The sequence below is a fragment of the Streptomyces sp. NRRL F-5755 genome, assembly GCF_001279365.1.
In the GTDB taxonomy this organism is placed as follows: domain Bacteria; phylum Actinomycetota; class Actinomycetes; order Streptomycetales; family Streptomycetaceae; genus Streptomyces; species Streptomyces rimosus.
Window position 1 is genome coordinate 20,450 of record NZ_LGCW01000252.1, and the last position, 18,733, is coordinate 39,182.

The 18,733-nt window shown below is 68.7% G+C and carries 17 protein-coding genes; 4 read left to right on the forward strand and 13 right to left on the reverse strand.

The genetic code is table 11. From position 1 onward, the window contains the following. Window positions 1-249: 249 nt before the first annotated feature. Both ADK86_RS19615 and ADK86_RS19620 read left to right on the forward strand, forming a co-directional pair. The gene (locus ADK86_RS19615; protein ID WP_053697725.1) at window positions 250-2,469 is read left to right on the forward strand and encodes a hypothetical protein; all 2,220 of its coding nucleotides are present in this window, start codon (window positions 250-252) and stop codon (window positions 2,467-2,469) included. Beyond that, window positions 2,466-3,800, forward strand: coding sequence for an SUKH-4 family immunity protein (locus ADK86_RS19620; RefSeq protein WP_053697726.1), 1,335 nt, complete (start codon window positions 2,466-2,468; stop codon window positions 3,798-3,800). Before ADK86_RS19615 ends, ADK86_RS19620 begins: the two co-directional genes overlap by 4 nt. Window positions 3,801-3,880: 80 nt before the next feature. On the opposite strand, the gene ADK86_RS19625 is transcribed toward ADK86_RS19620, so the two are convergent. From ADK86_RS19625 to ADK86_RS19640, 4 genes are all read right to left on the reverse strand, one after another. Next, complete coding sequence (locus ADK86_RS19625; RefSeq protein ID WP_053697727.1) at window positions 3,881-4,180, reverse strand: hypothetical protein; 300 nt, start codon at window positions 4,178-4,180, stop codon at window positions 3,881-3,883. Window positions 4,181-4,367: 187 nt separating this feature from the next. Beyond that, window positions 4,368-5,006, reverse strand: coding sequence for a hypothetical protein (locus tag ADK86_RS19630; protein ID WP_159393896.1), 639 nt, complete (start codon window positions 5,004-5,006; stop codon window positions 4,368-4,370). A gap of 160 nt (window positions 5,007-5,166) precedes the next feature. Further along, the gene (locus ADK86_RS19635; RefSeq protein ID WP_159393897.1) at window positions 5,167-5,853 is read right to left on the reverse strand and encodes a hypothetical protein; all 687 of its coding nucleotides are present in this window, start codon (window positions 5,851-5,853) and stop codon (window positions 5,167-5,169) included. Beyond that, the gene (locus tag ADK86_RS19640; protein WP_159393898.1) at window positions 5,850-6,329 is read right to left on the reverse strand and encodes a hypothetical protein; all 480 of its coding nucleotides are present in this window, start codon (window positions 6,327-6,329) and stop codon (window positions 5,850-5,852) included. The genes ADK86_RS19635 and ADK86_RS19640 overlap by 4 nt, the downstream gene beginning before the upstream one ends. Before the next feature lie 761 nt (window positions 6,330-7,090). On the opposite strand from ADK86_RS19640, the gene ADK86_RS19645 reads away from it, so the two are divergent. Both ADK86_RS19645 and ADK86_RS19650 read left to right on the forward strand, forming a co-directional pair. Then, window positions 7,091-7,420 (forward strand): WXG100 family type VII secretion target, encoded by a 330-nt coding sequence (locus ADK86_RS19645; protein ID WP_053697750.1) that lies wholly within the window; start codon window positions 7,091-7,093, stop codon window positions 7,418-7,420. 218 nt (window positions 7,421-7,638) lie between these two features. Next, entirely contained in the window at window positions 7,639-8,631 is a 993-nt protein-coding gene (locus tag ADK86_RS19650) for a hypothetical protein (RefSeq protein ID WP_053697730.1), read from the forward strand. Between the two features lie 486 nt (window positions 8,632-9,117). Here the strand turns inward: ADK86_RS19650 and ADK86_RS19655 are convergent, their stop codons facing one another. From ADK86_RS19655 to eccB, 9 genes are all read right to left on the reverse strand, one after another. Continuing rightward, the gene (locus ADK86_RS19655; protein ID WP_199834435.1) at window positions 9,118-10,167 is read right to left on the reverse strand and encodes a PE-PGRS family protein; all 1,050 of its coding nucleotides are present in this window, start codon (window positions 10,165-10,167) and stop codon (window positions 9,118-9,120) included. A 66-nt stretch (window positions 10,168-10,233) separates the two neighbouring features. Further along, window positions 10,234-10,572, reverse strand: a complete 339-nt coding sequence (locus ADK86_RS19660) for a WXG100 family type VII secretion target (protein WP_053697751.1) — start codon at window positions 10,570-10,572, stop codon at window positions 10,234-10,236. 441 nt (window positions 10,573-11,013) lie between these two features. Then, entirely contained in the window at window positions 11,014-12,336 is a 1,323-nt protein-coding gene (locus ADK86_RS19665; protein WP_053697752.1) for a S8 family serine peptidase, read from the reverse strand. Window positions 12,337-12,428: 92 nt separating this feature from the next. After that, window positions 12,429-13,928: a hypothetical protein gene (locus ADK86_RS43200; protein WP_159393899.1), complete on the reverse strand. Its 1,500-nt coding sequence runs from the start codon at window positions 13,926-13,928 to the stop codon at window positions 12,429-12,431. Between the two features lie 49 nt (window positions 13,929-13,977). After that, the gene (locus ADK86_RS19675; RefSeq protein ID WP_053697733.1) at window positions 13,978-14,325 is read right to left on the reverse strand and encodes a hypothetical protein; all 348 of its coding nucleotides are present in this window, start codon (window positions 14,323-14,325) and stop codon (window positions 13,978-13,980) included. Beyond that, window positions 14,318-15,592 carry a type VII secretion-associated serine protease mycosin gene (mycP, locus tag ADK86_RS19680; RefSeq protein WP_053697734.1) on the reverse strand — a complete coding sequence of 425 codons (1,275 nt, stop codon included), beginning with the start codon at window positions 15,590-15,592 and terminating at the stop codon, window positions 14,318-14,320. Before mycP ends, ADK86_RS19675 begins: the two co-directional genes overlap by 8 nt. A 189-nt stretch (window positions 15,593-15,781) precedes the next feature. Beyond that, window positions 15,782-16,072, reverse strand: coding sequence for a WXG100 family type VII secretion target (locus tag ADK86_RS19685; protein WP_003982686.1), 291 nt, complete (start codon window positions 16,070-16,072; stop codon window positions 15,782-15,784). 131 nt (window positions 16,073-16,203) lie between these two features. After that, window positions 16,204-16,527 carry a WXG100 family type VII secretion target gene (locus tag ADK86_RS19690; protein WP_030182276.1) on the reverse strand — a complete coding sequence of 108 codons (324 nt, stop codon included), beginning with the start codon at window positions 16,525-16,527 and terminating at the stop codon, window positions 16,204-16,206. A 405-nt stretch (window positions 16,528-16,932) separates the two neighbouring features. Next, window positions 16,933-18,564, reverse strand: coding sequence for a type VII secretion protein EccB (eccB, locus tag ADK86_RS19695; RefSeq protein WP_063789040.1), 1,632 nt, complete (start codon window positions 18,562-18,564; stop codon window positions 16,933-16,935). Window positions 18,565-18,733 lie beyond the last annotated feature (169 nt).

Sequence of the window (18,733 nt, forward strand, 5' to 3'; positions counted from 1 at the left end):
CGACGGCGGCGGTGTCAGTGCCGGATCGTAGGATCGGCCCGAGTCGGAGAACCGAGGACGGGGCACGGGGAGCAACGGGGCACGGGAAGCACGGAACGCACGGGCGTCCGAAGCGGCGCGGGAAGCACGGAACGCGCGGGCGACGGACGCGGCGCGGACAACGGGAACAGCACGATCGGCGAAGATCGGCACAGCAGGACGGTCAGTCGGCACATACGCCGATCCACGACGGTAAAGGGCGAAGGATTCATGGGGGACGAGGAATTCATGAACGCCTCGGACGAGGAGCGCGGCGGTGCGGTGGGGTATGCGCCCCACCCGCACATCGGCGGCCGCACCGCCGTGCTGCGCGCGCTCGCCGCGTGGCGCATGCAGTGGCCCGGCGCGCCGCGCGTCGTCGTGCTCACCGGAAGCCCCGGCAGCGGCCGTTCGCGCCTGATGACCGGCTTCCTCATGCTGTGCGACCCGGAGTACCGCAAGCGGCTGCCGCTGGACGACCTGGACCCGACGATCGTGCCGCCCGACCTGCCCGCGCCCGCCGTGCCGGATCCCCGGGGGCTCACCTCGGACCAGCTCCTGTGGACCCTCGCCGACCACTACGGCCTGGGCGCCGCCCGCACCGCCGACATCGTTCCCGAACTCGCCGCCGCTGACCCGGTGATGGTCGTCGTTCCGGACGTCGACCGGGCCGGACCGGTGCGTGCCGCCGACGAACCCGCCCGTCTGGTGCGGGAGGTACTGAAGCCGCTCGCGGCGACCGGGACCGTCCATCTGCTCGCCGACGTGCCGCGGGAGCTGGCCGCCGAGGTGATCGAGTCGCTGCCGGCCGGGCAGGGCCAGGTCATCGACCTGGACGAGCCGCGCTGGGCCGACCCGGCGGGGCTGGTCCTCCAGGTGGAGACGTCGCTCGACCCGAGGTTCGGGGCCCCGGCACTGCCGTACACCGAAGATCCAAGCGCGCGCCGGGCGCTGTCCGAGGCCATCGCGGAGCGCGCCGGCGGCAGCCGGCTGACCGCGCAGCTCGCCGTGCAGTGCATCCTCATGCGGCCCGAGGGCTTCGACCCGGCCGACACCTCCCTGCTGCCGGGCAGCGCGGGCGAGGCCCTGGACTGGCACGCGCGGCGGCTCGGCGCCGATCCGCAGACGCTGCGGCTGATGCTGACCCCGCCGGCGCTCGCCGAGGGGGACGGGCTGCCCATCGAGCTGTGGGGCGCCCTGGCGAACGCCGTCGCCGGGCGCGACATGAGCCGTGAGATCGCGGAGGGGATGCTGCTCGCAGGCCCGTTCGTCGAACCGGTGGAGGTGCCGGTGGAGGAGCCGATGGAGGTGCCGGCGGAAGGCGCGTCTGCGGAGCAGGACGGTGAGGCCGCCGGCAGCCGTACGCTGCTGCGCCTCGTCCACCCCGGTGTCGCCGACGCCATACGGGCAGGTTTGGCCGACGTTCGGGACGCGCAGACCCGTATCGCCATGGCGCTGCTGGAAGCCGTACCGCAGCAGGACTGGTCCCGGGCCGACCCGTACGTCCGCGACCACCTCGCCGCGCACACCCTGGCCGCCGGTCTGCTGCCGCAACTGCTCACCGACCCGGCCCTGTTCGCGCACGCCGACCCGGTGACGCTGCGGGCGGCGGTCGAGGCCGTCCCGTACGACGCCCTGGGCGCTCCGGCGCGTACGTACCTGCGCACGGCCCCGCTCCTCACCCGCTCCCAGGCACCGGTCGGCATGCGCGCCGCGCTCCTGGAGACGGCTTTCGTCGAGGACGGCCTCGGGCCGTACGCCGACGCGCTGCACGCCCTCGACCTGGACCTGCCGTGGCGCACCCTGTGGAGCGAGCCACTGCCCGGCGCCACCGACGTCACGGTCGGCAGCCTGCCGCAGGCTCCGGCCGACGGGGCACCGTCCGCGGGCCCCACGGACGGCGGCCCGGAGAGCGATGCGGGTGCGCCGGCCTCCGGCGCGCTGCCGGTCGCCGTCGTCCTCGTCCCCGAGGACACCCCTGGCTCGCGTACGGTCCCGGCCGGTGACGCGGGGACGGGCGGCACCGCCGTGCTCGTCCACCCGCTGCTGAGCCCGGGGTACGTGGACGCCGACCCGGCGCTGATCCTGCGCCCCTCGGAGGACGCACGGGCCGCCGCACCGCTCGCGCTGAGCCGCGGCGCCGACTACCTCCGGGTGTGGGACCGGCGGCGCCGGACGGTGGTGGCCGCCCTGATCAGCGACACTCCCTTCACGGGAGCCGACCTGTCGCCCGACGGCGTGCTCGTCGTCGCCACGGCGCGCGGCGTGAAGGCGTTGCAGATACCGCTGCCGGAGCCGGTACCCCTGCCGGAACCGGCAGGGGACGCCTCCGCGCCCGGCGACTCCGTACCGGCTCCCGCCGCCCCCACAGGCCCCACCGCTCCCTCCGACCCCGCCCATCCAGCCGACACCCCCGCCGGCCCGCACGGCCGCGAAGGAGACCGCTCGTGATCACCCAGGCGCAGGCCCAGGCCACCGCCGACCGCTGGCTCAACCCCGAGGGGCACCAGGGCCCGCCGCGCCAGGTCGGCATGCAGGAGTTCGACCTCGGCTGGGTGGTGTGGGCCGTTCCGCCGCCGCCCGAGGTCGATCCGGTGACCGGTCAGCGCCGGCCGCCGGCCGAGGTGGGCGCCGCCTGCGGCGTCGTCGACCGGGCCAGCGGCGAGCTGACGGTCTGGCCGTCCGTACCGGTCGACGAGGTCGTACGGATGTACCAGCAGAAGCACGGCGCGGGCGGCGCTCCCGCCCCGGCCCCCGCCGAGCCGCCGGTCACCGGCCCCGGCAATACCGCCGTCGCCACCTACCGCGACCCGGCGAGCGGCGAGGAGACCAACCTCGTGCGGGTCTCCGGCCCCGGCCTGCCGCCCGCCGAGTACCAACTCGCGGACGAGCTGCGGCGCATCGGCGTACGCGGCGAGGACGTGAGCGCCGTCCACACCGACCTCCGCCCGGCGCTGCTCCCCGGCGGCTACACGGGCGACTTCGTCTTCCGCGCCTTCCCGAACGCCCGGTTCTCCTGCACCGAGGGCTACGGCATGGCGTCCGAGCAGCGCGCCGAGGGTGTCGCCGGGCTGCTCCGGCACGTCGAGATGATGCACCAGCTCGCCGGTCAGCAGCCGCCGCCGCGCCCGCACCGCCTGCCGGTCCCGTCGCCCGACAGCGTGCCGCGCGCCGAGCCCGTACGCGACGTGGCGCTCGGCAAGCAGCTCGCCGAGGTGTTCGGCCCGCAGGGCGTGCTGCGTCCGGACGCCGACGACATCGCGAACACCCGGCTGCCCGAGGCCGCCAAGAAGACGCTGACCTGGGCCGGGCTGCCCGTGGAGGTGCCGTACTTCTTCACTGCCGACCAGGCGGACCGGGCACCGGCCGGCGGCCTGTTCACGGACGCGGCGACGCATCTGCGCGCGATCGGCACCGAGGCCACCGAGGAGACGCTCGGCAATCTGGCGGGCCATGTCCGCATCGGCACGGACGGCAGCTATGTGGTCACCGTCCAGTGCACGGCACCGGAGGAGAGCCAGGCGCTGATCGGCGCCGTGTGGGCGGTCCAGCCGTCCACGGGCGGCGGCCGGTTCGTCAACGCCTCCCTCGCGGCGTTCCTGCAGTCGCTGGCCCTGCTGACGACCACCCGGCAGCAGATGCGGGGCATGGACCCGCGCGCGGCGGGGGCGGCGGTCGCCGCCTTCCAGGAGCAGCTGGTCGCGATCGACGCGTGGTCCCTGGACAGCGACAAGAACTGGTGGTCCCTGATCGTCGAGCAGATGTGGCACGGCCTGTTCTGATCATTCACGGCCCGCCCTGACCGCTTTCGATCACCGCCGACCGGAACACTACGCGTGCGTTCCGGTCGGCGGCCGTCCGTTCAGGGCAGCAGCAGCCAGTCCGCGGCGAGGGCCGCCGCCAGCCCGACACCCAGCAGCCAGCTGCCCAGCCGCGTACGCCCGTTCCGGCTCAGCTCGATCACGATCCCGCACAGGATCAGTGCGGCCCCGTACACCCCCACGACCAGGACCGACGTGCGGCTCGCGAGACGCACCACGAGCACCACGGCCATCGCCGCCATGAGCACGGAGGCCAGGACGACGCGCACCCGGCGGGCCTGACGAGGCGTCAGGCTTCCGAGGCGGCCGGGCAGGGGCTGTTCATCGGCGGGTGCGTCCATGAGCGGGAATGGTACGGGACGATTGTTCGGGGGCGCAGGGGCTCCCGAGCGGCACACGTGGCGCCGCCGTACGGAACTTTCCCGATCGCTACGGAACACCCCGTACCGCTTCGGAACAGTTCACTTCGCTCGGAACAGTTCACTTTGGTCCGGAGGCGTTCGCTCCGCTACGGAGGAGTTCGCTCCGTTACGTGAAGAAGAGCACCGCCCCGGACAGCACCGCGCCGATCAGCCCCGCGGCCATCACTCCCACCATCAGCGTGCGCAGCACCCCGGCACCGACCGACCGCCAGGCGTCGTCGAAGGACGGGGCGCCCCGGAACCGGTAGCCGGTCACGGTGCAGAGCACGCCGAGGACCAGGACGACCAGGCCGCCGCAGAGGCACAGCACCCCGTTGGCGAGCCGGTTCCAGCTGTGCTGCACATAGCTGGAGCGGCCGACCTGGCGGACCTCGATCAGGTCGCCCTCCTTGAACTTGTGCCAGGAGTCGACGCTGGCGTTCAGGTCCTTGGTCCGGCCGTCGTCGGACCGGAACGTGCCGTAGCACTGGATGTCGCGCGTACGGTTCCCGGAGTGCTGCTTGTTCGCGTAGTGGTAGTCGGTGGCGCACGCCTCCACCGTGATCTTGCCGGGGCTGCCGTCCACCCACACCGAATACGGGCCCACGTAGACGCCGACCGCGATCAGCAGGAGCCCGGCCAGGAGAACACCGACACCGATCAGTCGCCCCAGACCACGGTTCACCCCGTCCCGCACACCCGGCGCGTTGTTCCCACTGGACGCATGGGACGCGCCTGACCTGGTGTGTTCCGACTGTGCTGCCATGGTCAGCGATCCTTTCCAGGGGCGTGCGGAGGAGCGGGACGAGCAAAGCGCGCAGCGGCATGCGGAACATGCCGACGCGTGCCGGGTGTACGGGCTTCTGCGACGTGCCCGAGCCTACGGCCCGTACGCACCCGCCCGGTCGGCCAGGCGGCCCGCAGTGTCACCCGTAATGCTGCAAAAAGAGAAAGACGGCTGCACCAAGGATGCCCATCCCGGCGACGGACAGCAGCAGCGGGCGCAGCACGAACCCGCCGGGCAGCCCGTCCCAGCTGTCCGCGAACGACCGCCCCCAGCGCGCGCCGAAGCCGGTCAGCAGGCAGAACACGCCCGCCGCGAGCATCGGCAGCGCGACCCCCACCCCGGCGAGGTTGCCCCAGGCATGCTTCCATCCGGCGGCCACGTACGTTCCGCCGTTCCCGGTCTGGACGGGGACCCGGGTACCCGGCGGGTACACCGCGTCGGGGTGGAAGGTACCGAACGGATTGACACCGCCGGTACCGGAGGCGCTGCCGCCACCACCGCGGTCACCGCTGTCGCCGTCCCGGGCGGGGCGGAAGGCGCCGGTGCAACTGATCGTTCTGCCCGAGCGGCGGCTGCCGGCGGCCGGGTAGTGCTCGTGGCACTCCTCGACCGTGTACGTGCCGTGGGTACCCGTAATCCCGGCAGCGAGAGCCGCCTCCTTGGCAGAGATCGCACCGGCCATCACCCCCAGTACCAGCAGGACGAGCCCGACGGCGCGCCCCAGCACGTAGCGGGCGGCGTTACGGCGGCTGGTCACCGCCGCCAGCCCCCGGCGCAGCGCCCCGACCGTAGCCAGCGGCCCGCGGTGATCTGTCGCAGACCTCATCGGACGATCCCGTCCACGAGCAACGCGGCTCCCACGCCGAGAGCAGCCAGCCCGCCGACCCCGGCCAGGACGTAGCGGACCACCACTCCCCCAGGCACGCGGCGCCATGCTTCTCGGACCCCCGGACCGCGGCGACTGCCGAATCCGGTCAGCAGGCAGAACAGACCCGCCACGACCGCACACACCGCGACACAGACGATCGCCAGGCTCCGCCAGATCCACTGCTCGTCGATCACGACGAACCTGTGGTCCGTCTTCTGGACCCCCAGTTCCGTGCCCGGCTCGAACTTGGCCGGGGTCTCGACCGTCGCGTCCTCCACGGCGGCGCCGCCCCGGTCGGCGCGGAAGGTGCCCGTACAGGTGTCGACGGGCCGCGCGTGCCGATGCCGGGACGAGCCGACGCGCTCGAACTGCGTACGGCACTCCTGGACGATCAGCGTGCCGGCGTCGCCCTTATGGCCGTTGGGGTAACTCATGTCCGCGGCAGTCACCCCGCCGAAGAACACCCCGGCGAGAACGAGACCGGCACCGACGACCCTGCCCGCGGAAGAGTGCCGTCGGGCCGGGGAGCGCGGGCGTATGAAGGGCTGCGTTGGCATGAGGCACCGTGTTGCTGTGGAGGACAGTTCATGAGTGCGGGGCGGTTGGGGCGGCTGCTCGGTGTTGGTACGGCCGGAGCCGCGTGACCGGACGATGGGCCGGGCCGGGCCGTACGACCGGACGGATGCATGGCCGGGGCGGCCGGATCGGCTGCGAAGCCGAGGCGACCGGGCGGAACGCGAGGCCGGGTGGGCCGGTGATCCGCGCCATCCGTACGACCGGGCAGGGCGCACGGTGGCCGCCCCATGCGGTCTGTGCACCGCGTACTTCCGAGGCGCACAACCGCTTGACCGGGCAGGTACCGAAACTTAACCACCTCTTTCCCCGTCCGCACCACTCCCCTCCCGCCCTGCATTCCTACGGCCATCCACACCCCACCCCGGGCAATCCCCCAATTTTCGATCCGCATTCGACCGGATTCACCGAACCCCTTACCCCTCAACCGCCTCTCATCAACGCCCTGTTGTCCCCACTTTCGCCACCACTGTCCCCTCGCTGAGCACCGCCGCCAACCCGGTGGCCGCCCTCATGGGCCGCCTTGACATGCCTGCGTTAAGAGCGCATAAAGTGGCCACGCTGGACGTGTCGAGAGCGAAACGCGCCAAGCACGAATGACAGGGCAATGACGGGGGCCGTGATGGCGGACAAGGCATTCGACGTAGATCCCGACGTGCTGCGCACACAGGGTCATGCGTTCGTGAACATCGGCACGGAGTTCACCAAGGCGGCCAAGAAACTGAAGGACGACCTGGAGGGCCTTGGAAAGCCCTGGGAGGACGCGGACTTCGGCGCCGTCTTCGACACCATCTACACACCGATCCGCGACGGCATGTTCGAATCCATGGATTCCCTGGGCGAACGCCTCGAAGACATCGGCGACAAACTCCAGGGCATGGCCCGAACGTACACAGCGTCCGACGAACAGGGCGTCCACGTCGTCAGCTCGGTCCAGCGCCCCGCCATTTGAGGCACCCGGCGGCGGGCAGCCCACACCGTACGGACCGCCGCACGGACCACACCAGGCCGCCGGCCCGGCCCACCTGGCCAACCGCCCCTGGCGCCCGCCCCACCCTGCGGCCCGCCGCCTACCCCCGCCCCCTCTCCACGCTCTGATCAGCACCAACACCAAGCCCAAGAACGACACTCCAGCCGCGCACGGCTGCTACCGCAGGGGGGACGATCACTGTGTCACTGACACTGCCGAGCGAGGTCGCCTGGGTCCTCGGGCTCCTCGGGTACGACTGGCCGGAGGCCGACGAGGACGCGCTCTTCAAATGCGCCGAAACCTGGCGCACCTTCGCCGCCCAGGTAGAGCAGGCGGCTTCGCAGGGCGGGTCAGCAGCAAATGAGGTGGTCGCGGCCAATACGGGCGAAGCGGTCGAAGGATTCACCAAGGAGTGGGGCGCTTTCTCCGGCGGCTCCGGATCCGACCATTATCTGCGCGACGCCCAACTGGCCGCCGAAGTCATCGCCCTGGCCTTCGATACGGCGGCCATCGCCGTACTCACCGGCAAGATCGCGATCATCGCCCAGCTCGTCATCCTCGCCGTGGAACTCATTGCCGCGCAGGCCGCCGCCCCGTTCACGTTCGGCCTTTCCGAAGCCGGCGCGGCGGGCGCCACACAGCTCACCCGCGTCGCCGTCCGTGAAATCCTGAACAAGATCAAACAAGAGGTCGTCCAGGCAGCCACCAAGGCCATGGAACACGCGACGATGGACGCCATCAAGAAGATGGCGAAGAAGGCCGTGTCCAAGGAAGCCCGGCAGCTGGCGATGGACTACGCCAAGAAGACGGTCAAGGACACGGTCAAGGAGACCGTCAAGGACAAGGTCGTCGAAGAGGGCAAGGCGAAGGCCACCGAAGCCGCCACGGAAATGGGGCAGAACGTCGCCCAGCAGGGCATCGAGAACCATTTCGGCGCCCGCGACGGCATGGACTGGGGCGAAACCGCCGACATCGGCAAGGAAAAGGCCGGCGAATACGTCGACGGCCTCAAGGAAGGCGCCCAGAGCCTGGCCGACCCCCAGACCTACGTCGACCACACCAAGGAAGACCTCACCAACCGCGGCCTCGACTCGGCCCAGAAACACGTCGACAACCGAACCGGCGGCGCCGCCACGCGCCATCAAGACGTCACGGACGGTGCGAAGGATTCCGTGCGGGCTGTGTTTGGGTGAGAGTGCTGGGCTGAGGGTTCGAGCGGGGTCACCCGACTGTGGGACGTCGCCGCGGCGATCCGGGTCGGCCGACGCCAGCCGTTCGCATGGGCCGGGCGTTACCCGTAGAACTAGCGGCGCAACCCAACCCGCGGCCGTGTAGCCAGTGCCGCCGTACCGGCCGCAATCACTCAGTCATCAGCCGTGCGGGAACTCGGAGCGAGGACTCGGAGGGGGCGGCCTGGGCGGCGAGCGCCGCAGCACGCCCCGCGCCCGCCACTCCATACCCCGCCCGTCACCCTCGCCTTTCGCTCTTCGCCTCGCCCATCCCCCCTCATGCCGCCGTTCGCACGACAGACGGGCTTGAGCAGCCGGCCCCGCGGGCACTGCCGCGCACCCTCAACGAGCCCCGCCCGTACGCCCGCCAATCGCACTCGAACCGGCCTGAGCGACCGAAGCACGAGCGCCGCGCGCCGTCACCCCACCCGCCATGCCAATGCCGCGCGATCAGCCAAAGACAGCGCGCACGTCCTCAGCATCACGACCTCCCGCACCTCCAGCCCTTTCCACCCCTCTCCCCTCCCTCACCCCCTCAACATCTCCCGCTCCCTCTTCCGCCTCTCCCCTCCCACGCCGAAGGCCGTCCCTCGCCTTCGTCGCCAGCGCATCGTTGCCCGCCTCCGTCGCCCCGTCGACCAGCCGATCCCGATGCATTGCAGGGTCGAGAAGTCCGGCCAAGCCGCCCTCCCTCTCCCCTCCGCCGCTCGGCGCTCCGACCACATACTCACCAGGCTTGAACGCCCCGCCTTCGACCGCACCGAACTGCTTCCCGAATTCCTCCTTGGCGCCGTCCAGCGTGTCCCCCAGGTCGACGCCATCACGAGCACCGAAGTGGCTCTCGACACCTTGCTGGACGATGTCCTGCCCGGCCCCGGTCACGATGTCCGTGGCCTTCTCCTTGGCGGGATCGACAACGACGTCCCTGACGGCCTTCTTCGCATAATCCGTCGCGAAGTCCTTGACCTGCTTCCTCACAAAGTCCGAGGCGATCTTCTTCACACCCTTCTCCGCGGCTTCCGCCATCGCCTTGGTGATCGCCTCGACTACCTCCCGCCTCAGCGTGTCCAAGAGCCGTCTCACCGCGAGACGGGTGGCCTGAGTCACCCCCAGTGCGCCCACCTCGGAAAGCCCGAGCGTGAACGGAGCGGCAGCCTGCGCCGAGATGAGCTCGACAGCCAGCACGACGAGCTGCACAATCACCTCGACCTTGGCCGCGAAAACCGCAGCGGCCGCCACTTCGAAAGCCACCCCGATCACACTGGCCGCGACCTGCGCGTCGGGCAGGTAAGCGCCCGCCCCGCCGGAGAAGTCTTCCCAAGTCTCCGAAAAGCGGCTCACCGCCTCACCCGAGTTGGCGGAAGCAACCTCTCGTACGACTGATTCACCCTGCCCATCGGTCCGCCCGACCTGAGCCGCGAACTCCAGCCAGGCCCGCCCGCACTCCATGAGCTTGTCCTCGTCCGCCTCGGGCCAGGAGTACCCGAGCAGATCGAGCACCCACACGACCTCACCGGGCAATGTCAGCGCCACGGTCACCGCCCTTCGGGACGCGTCCCGCCACCACTACCCCCAAGGCGAAGAGTACGAACGCGACACCTGCCCGACGCAATGCACCCCGCCCCGCTCCGCCGTCTCATACCTCCTAGCCATTTCCTGCAGTTTCTCCCCCACCCCCTCCATCCGTTTCCCGAGCGAGTCCATGGACTTGAACATGCCGTCCCGAACCGGCTCATAAATCATCGCGAAGGTCTCGGCGAATTCCGCACCACACCACGGCTCCCCCAGCCCCTGCAAAGTCGTCTGCAACCGTTTTGATGCAACCCCGAACTCCACCCCGATCTCAGCGAACTCCCGCCCCTGACGCCGAAGCCCATCCGAATCGACATCGAACGCGTCACTCATCACAAACCCCCATTCGCGATCCGCCTCGCCGCATCGACGAACATCACGCCCGCCAGCGGCTCAAGATGCCGCGAGCCTTCCACGTCCCCACCCCGGCAGCAATCGCTCCCCTCTCACCCCCGCCGCTTCATCCACACACCCCGAAGAAACCTTTATCGCCCACACTCACGCGCCACCGAAACAGGCCCCTATCCCACCCCCTCCACAAACCGAACACTCCCGCCCACCTACCACCCACCATCTGATCCCCACCCCCAACAAACCCATCATCAACAGAACCAGTACCAACAAAAACCGCCATTGCTCATCCGAGTGAACGACTATCACACCACTGACAAGACACACCTACCTCCGTGTCGCTCCACCCCGCCCCGCCCCAAACAAGCCAAAGGGGCCCGCACCAGGCTGCGGGCCCCTTCTCGTTGGCTTCTCCAGCCGCGGCTACTGCCCCGGAGGCTGAGCGGGCGGAGCCGACGGGTATGAACCGTAGGGGTTCGGCTGCTGCTGGTACGGGCCGGGCTGGTGCGGCGGGTAGCCGACGTTGCCACCGGGACCGCCGTAACCACCAGGACCACCGGACGGCGGACCACCGTTGTTCTTCTTCCGCCGAACCACAACGATGACGACCACGAGCAGCGCCACGATCACGACCAGCACAAGACCGATGATCACGATAGGCGGAACCCCGATACCGCTGCTCCCACTCGCCTTCTGCTCACCGGCTTTGCCGGCAGCGGCCCCGTCATTACCCGCCGACGTCGGGTCCTGCACCTCAGGAGCCTTGAGCGGCCCGTACTTGGAACCAGCCGGAATGTTCTCGGTCAACGCGCGGTACGGGCGGATGGTGCCATAGCCGTACTTGGGACTCGGCGTACTGATACCGGACTTGCCGTCAGGAGTGATCGCCGTCTTCGTCAGACGATTGGCCACCTGGCCGGCAGTAAGGTCCGGAAACTTGGAGCGAACGAGCGCAGCGGCAGCGGACACGTATGCCGTGGCGTCGGACGTCCCGTCGGCCTGGCGGTACTTGGACCCGAGGCCAGCGGAGTAGATGCCTTCCCCGGGGGCGAGAAGGCGAACATGCGGCCCGTAGTTCGAGTCCTTCCAGACTTGCCCGTTCTTCGCCACAGCACCGACCGCGAGAACTCCGGGAGCGGCAGCAGGGTACTGAGGGGTCCCGGTGCCGTCATTACCCATACCGGCGACGATCAGCACGTCCTTTTCCAGTGCGTAACTGATCGCGGATTTCTCCTCCTCATCGGCACGCGCTTGAACGAAGGACATGTTGACGACTTTCGCACCATGATCGACTGCGTAACGCAACGGCGCCGCAAAACCATTGCCGTGGAATGTGTCGTCGTAGTCCTTTGTGCGGATCGGGAGAATCTTGGCGTCCGGCGCCAAGCCCATGATTCCGTCCGCATTGTTGGGACCATGTCCATGAGCAGCGATCAACGCTGCCATCGCGGTTCCGTGATCGTCTTCGCTCTCCTGGTCGGCCGGCCCACCCTTGACAGCGAAGCTCTTGCCCGGAAGGACGCTCCCCCTGAGGTCAGGGTGGTTGCCGTTGACTCCGGAATCGATGACCGCCACGGTGATGTTCTTACCCGTGGATTCTTGACGGACCTTGTCGGAGCCGAAGGCACCGAGGGCCCACTGTCCGTCTCTAATGTAGTCCGCCGAAGCAGCCGGCGCGGTGCCGATGACCAGCGCTCCCGCCAAGACCGCGCCGCTCACCGCACGCAGCGTCCGCGTGAAGCTCATGCCGTACACCTCTCCTGAAACAGGACGGGGCCCACAGCCCGAGGACTGCGGGCCCCGTCTCGTCTTCGCCGGCTGTCTAGACCGACTGGTCCCTACTCGATGACCTTGGGCGCCACATTACGCTCCGGCGTCCAGGTCTCCTCGTCCTCGACGAGGTAGTCGGGGCGCTGTCCGTTCTCGCCCTTGTCCTTGCCCTTGGCGCCGTGTGCGCCCGGCGCACCGGCCATACCCGCAGGGCGGCGACCGTTCGCTCCGGCACCCGCCTGCGCGCCACCACGGCTGCGATGCAGACCGGAACCGCCCTGTGCGCCGCCACCGGTCTTGCTGCCGCCAGCGCCTCCGACCACGCCGCCCTTCTGGCGGGCCAGCGCACCGCCACGGCCGGCTCCGGTTCCGCCACGTGCTCCGGCGCCAGCACCTGCCCCGCCGCCCATACCGGGCATGCCAGGCCGACCGCTCCGGGCGCCCGTGCCGCCAGGAGCGCCGGGGGTGCCGCCCCCGATGCGGCTGGCGGACGTACCACCAGGACGTCCGCCGGACTTACCGCCTCCGGCGATACCAGGCATTCCCGGCGGGGCACCGACGTGTCCGCCGCCACCGGGACCGCCGCTGTTGAGACCGCCACCGGGAGTACCCAGACCTGGGCCACCGCCGGAAGGACCAGTGCTACTCAAGCCACCGCCAGGTCCCGACGGGCTGGGCGGGTTGAAGCTGTCGAGGCCTGTGCCGATGTTTGACGGCGCCATGCCCTTGCCGGGCTGTACAGAACCCATCCCGCCATGGATGCCGTCCGTCTTAGGAGTCTTGAGCCCGTCAGAGGAGAAGCCAGGGCCCTTACCCAGGGAACCTCCGGGGCCGCCAACGAGGGGTTTAGGCTTCTTGGCCACCGCGGCAGGCAACGGCAGAACAGGGGGGACGGTAGGGCCGGTCTCCGGGGGCGGAATGTCATTCGGGTCGTCGACACCGACCCCCCTCGCCCTACCGATCGCGGCGGCGTTGGTCCGGTAAGCGGCTCCCAGGTACTCCATGGTCGCCGCAGCCTTCAGCTGCGTTTCCTTACCGGCGGAAAGCGAATCCTCCTGGTCTTCGACGACCTGGGCTGCGCTCTTGCCCCCCGACAGGGCTGCGTCCGCCTTGGAGTCATCGCGACCACTGTCAGTCGCCCAGTCCCAGGCCCGGTCGCCCCAGCTCGGCCACTCCATCCCATCGAGGTGCTTCTTGTACTCGCTCAGCGCTTCACTCGAACGCTTCATGCCTTCACCAGCGAGCTTGGCGTACTGAGCACCGTTCTCGATGTTCTTGCTGATCTTCTCAGCGCGCTCCCGGAAAGCCTTCGCGGCGTCGCCTTCCCAGTGTTCGAGAACTTCGTTGATTGCCTTGTCGAAGAACGCCTTGATGCCGCCGCCGTTGTCACTGACAAGGCGGTTGTGCACCTGCTCCCAGGCGTGCCCGACGCCAGCCACGACCTCCGGCTTAGCATTGGCCACCATGGCCTTCAAGACTTCGAAGTCCACCTTGTGGAACTTCGTGGTGTTTTCGATCGCATAGCACTTGTCCTGCGGCGCGTACTTGCTGTCCGCGTAGCTACCCACGGCTCTGCCCCCTTTTCTGCTCAGCCTTCACAGTATTCACAGTCACAGCTCACTGATACTGGCGATTGGACGGAGTCTGGCCATGCTGCATCGCATTGCTCGTGTCCTGCTCGCGGTCCTGGTACGCGCCATGCGTCCGGGAGGTCTTCTTCGTCAGATCTTCGATCAAGTCCTCAAGCTTCTTGAGAACTTTGGTTTCAATGTGGTTCTTCAGTTCGGTGTGAGCATTCCGAAGCTCCCCCTCCTCCGAGAACCCCTTCCCCAACGCCCCCTCCGGCAGATGCGTCCCGCTCTTCGCCTTGCCCGAAGCTCCTTGCATGTCCTTGAGGACTGCGTTGAGCTTCTTCACCACTTCATCCAACCGATCGAGATCGACGCGGTAGGAATCGTTAGCCATGATTGGCCTCCCCGTTCGAGTTGTAACCGGTCTTGCGGCGCCAGTCGCGCAGTGCGATCGAGGTGCCGACGACCGTGGCGACGGCCAGTGCGCCGCCGCCGATGATGTAGATGGCGATGCGGGTCTGCCGTTCCTCGGGGCTTTCGCCGATGGTGAGGACGGCAGGCTGGATGTTGGCGCCGGTGGCGGCGGAGTCGGAGTTGGTGTCCGGCTTGGGCTCTTCGGTCGGCTTGGTGTTGTCGTTGAGGGCCGCTACGGGGTCGACGATGCCCCAGCCGATGTTGTGGTCGCGGTTCTTGCGTACGCGTTCGGCGGTCTTCTCCAGGTGCCAGATGATCTCGCGCGGCTTCCACTCCTGGTGTTCGGCCTTGTTGCGGCCGATGAGGAGGGCCGCGGCGCCGGCCGCGTAGGGGGCGGCGAAGCTGGTGCCCTGGTCGACGCAGTTGCCGCCCTTGGGGACGGTGGAGACCATGTCCACACCGGGGGCGGCGATGTCGACGAAGGAGCCGGCCTGGGAGAACGGGGCGCGCTCGTTGTTGCGGTCGGAGGCGCCGACGGCCAGGACATTGGAGTTCTCGAAGGCGGCGGGATACATGCTCTGCTCGGCGCCGCTCGCGCCGCCGTTGCCCGCCGAGGCGACGATGAGGACGTCTTTGGCCTCGGCGTTCGTGATCGCTGCGCGCAGCGGGCCCAGGAGCGCGGGATTGGCGTTGGTGCCCTGCGAGATGTTGATGATGTCGACGCCTGCGGCGACCGCGTCGTTGACGGCTTTGGCCAGGCTGTCGGCCGTACCGCCCTTTTCCTTGTCCGTCTGTTGGAAGGGGATGATCGTCGCGCCCGGGGCGATGCCGTAGAAGCCGGAGCCGCTCTTCGCCCGGGCGGCGATGATGCCCGCGACCTTGGTGCCGTGACCGACCTGGTCCACGGTGGGCTTGCCCTTGGGGACGTAGCTTTTGCCGCCGCTGATGGCGTCGCGCAGCTGCGCGTTGCCGGAGTCGACACCGGTGTCGATGACCGCGACCTTGACACCCTCACCCTTGCCGTGGGCCCACATCTGCTGTGTTATCAGGCGTTGCAGCGACCACGGGGTCTCTTTGATGTCGTCGGTGCCGAACGTGCACTGGCCACTGTTCAACGGCACGTTCGGGTCCGCGATCGCCGGGGCTGCGGTCACGCAGGACAGTCCGACGGCGCAGGCCGTTCCGGCCAGTGCTGCCGCCACGCGTCGGCGGCGGCCGGCTCGGTGACCATAGGCGCGAGATCCCACGAGGTGTCTGCTCTCCGTGTGTGGCGGATTCGGGAAGATGAGGGGGAGGAACCAGGGAGGCGTGGAGAACGTGGCCGGACCGCGTAAGGGCGGGCGCACTGGTGCAGCGCGCCCGCCCTCATTCACCACTGTGCGAGCCTTCGTGGCTGCTCAGCCGTTGTGCCGTGGCTGTCCGTGGACAGCGACGGGTCAGCTCCAGATCTGAGCGTTCTTGGACTCGGTGCTCTGGTAGTTCTGAGCGGCCTGGTCCAGGGCCTTGGCGATGGCTTCCAAGGTCGAGTGCAGGGAAGCGGCGCGCTGGTCCCACTCGCGCTGCCGGGCCTGGTAGCCCTCCTGCGCGGAACCTTCCCAGCTGGCGGCGATCTTCTTGACGCCCGACTCGAGGTCGTCGAGCTGGGTACGGATGTTGTTGGCCGTTCCGCGCACGTCGGAGGCGGCCTGGGAGATCGTCGCGAAATTGACGAGGATCTGGCCGGACATTGGGTCTCCTCAGGGAGTTGATCTGGTCGATTCACACGCCGCGGCACAACGGCCGGCCCAGGGCCGCCGAGGCGGTGGGCCGGGGTGCGCCACGGCGAAGTGGGCGCGCCGCGGCGGGCGGCGCGGTCCCGTCATCCGAAGGGCGAAGCCTGCGCGGAGACGTGGGACATCGACTGGGCCTGCTCCTCTTCCGAGGCCACGTAGTTCTTCGTGGTGGCGTCGATCGCTTCCTTGATCTCGTTCAGCAGCTGGTTCAGGCGCTTGGCGTCGTCGTTGACCTGAGACTGCAGCTGGTGGTACGAGGAGGCCGCAGCACCCTTCCACCCAGACGTGATGCCCTCGACGACCCCGTTCAGACGAGTGATCTCGCCCTGGATCGACTGGTTGACGGAGGCGATACGGCCGCTGAATGCGACCATCTCCTCCTCAGTGGTTGTGAACTGCTGACCTGCCATAAGTCAACGTCCCCCATGAGACTCGTACGTCGTGCCCGGGGTCGTCGGTGAAGAGGCCCCCCGGTCGGCATCTCCTGCTGACGCCTTCCGCCACTTTAACCACTCCATACTCCTGTTCCCAACAGCGGGTGGGAGGTTGTGACGGGATCACAACAATGCCAACTGGCCGGTCCGGAATGCCGATTCGATGGAAACGGACAGAAGTATTTCTTTCGGTCAGAGGGAGGAGGGAAGGGGCATGAGATCAAGAAGAGAGCAAGGGGCGGGAGGACGCGAAGGGGAGATGGTGCGGGGATCTGGGGAGAGAGCTGTGGAGGAGCGAGGAGCAAGGGCCTGACGCCGGTCCGTGGTGACCGGCGTCAGGCAGCGGGCGGCTTTAGCGCCGGAGGGCCGCTTCCGTCCCGATCAGGAGCTCTGCGGCTTCTTCGCGCTCTGCGTGTTCAGCTCGGGGCCTTCGGAGAGCAGTTGCGACCACGCCTTGTTGACCGTCGGCGGGTGGACGCTTTCGTACCCGAGGTGGACCTGCGCCTGGTCCTGTTCCTTCTCCGCGTTGCCCGCCTTGTTGGCGCTGTCGTTGTTCCGCGGAATCGAGTAGCGCAGGCCGGTGTCGGTCACCAGGAACAGCGAGCCGGTTTTCGCGGTGCCGGACACCTGCTGGTAGAGCAGACCGCTGCCGGGGGTGACATACGAGGACGAACCCGCGGCGATGTTGGCCGGGTAGTCCTTGCCGACCCAGGTCGACATCTTGGGCACGCCGCCTTCGAAGCCCAGTCGCTTGCCCGCCCCGTTGGCGTACTCGACGTTGCTGCCGTGGTAGACGCTGCAGGCGACGTCGGCGCCGGACTTCTGGTCGCCGAGGCCGGAGTTCTGCTTGGTGGCGGCCGCGTTCGCCATGGTGACCGCCTCGGAGGGCCACAGGTCGGTGCCCGGCTGGTCGGACAGGTACTGGACGACCTGTCCGTTCTCGTCGCGCTTGGGGTCGATGGCGGACGTGGAGACCGTGTGCGGCGTCAGCTTCGAGCCGTCCTTGTTGACGTCCGTGGCGTTCGGCCCCTCCAGCAGGAGCTTGGCCATGAAGTTCGACACCTTCACCAGGCCGTCGGGGAGGACGACGTACTTGTCGCCGGCGTTGGTCTGGAGGATGTTGCCGATGACGCTGTACTTGGCGGGCACGCCCTTGACCGGCGCGGGGCGGCCGGCGCCGGGGATGCGGGGCATGACGAGCGGCAGCGGGCTCTTGATGAGGGTGTTCATCCATTCGGACGACACCTTCTGCGGCTGCGCGTCCCCGAAGATGACCTGGCGCAGCTTGGCGTTCGCCTGTTCCTTCAGCGCCGGTGTGACGCCCGGCTGGCCCTTGGTCGCGTCGAAGGCGAAGGCCACTCCGTTGTTGTCGACCAGGAACTTCTCGCCGTCCGGGTTCTCCACGTACAGCGCCTGGTGCAGATCCAGCTTCCCCTGGTTCTCCACCCGTGCCTTGTCCTTGCCGCCCAGGACGAACACCGCCTGCTGCGACTTGCTGTTCTCGCCGCTGCCGGGACGGTCGCAGACCGCCCAGACCTTCGGGGTGCCGGCCTCCTTCTCGGTGGGGAGGCGGTCGGGGGCGTACGGGATTCCGATCGCGGGGCCGTGCGGGATTTTTCCGTCGAGTTCCTCTTCCTTCACCTTTACGACCTGAAACTTCTTCGGGTCCAGAAGGAGTTTGGCGGAGGCCAGGTTGAGGATCGGGTGCAGGAGTTTCTGGGTGCTGCCGTTTTCGGCCTTGCTGTTCAGAACGACATACCGGGTGGTGGACTTGTCGCCGACGATGACGTTTTGTGCGGGCGTGTCCCAGCCCTTCGGGGCGACCGGCTTGAGGATGCCGCAGGCGCCGAAGCCCACGGTGACGACCAGGCCGAGCAGGATGCTCGGGAGCACGGCCTTGAGCGGTCGCGGCGCACTCTCGATCGAGCCGTTCGGCAGCGGCTTCAGAAATGCCGCAGTCGTCCGCTTTCGAGCGAACGAATACGCATTCAGCTCGTCCCGACGTGATGCCATTGTTGCTTTCTCTCCCCGCCTGTCGGATCCACCGTGGACCGCCCCCGGCACTGAAGGCCGCAGCGCCCTCTACTATGCCGTGTGTCGATCGACCCGTACGGTACGGGTGCCACCTTCCGGCGCACCAGTCTCGACAACGGTACTGAGGCCGGGAAGACATACCGCTCAG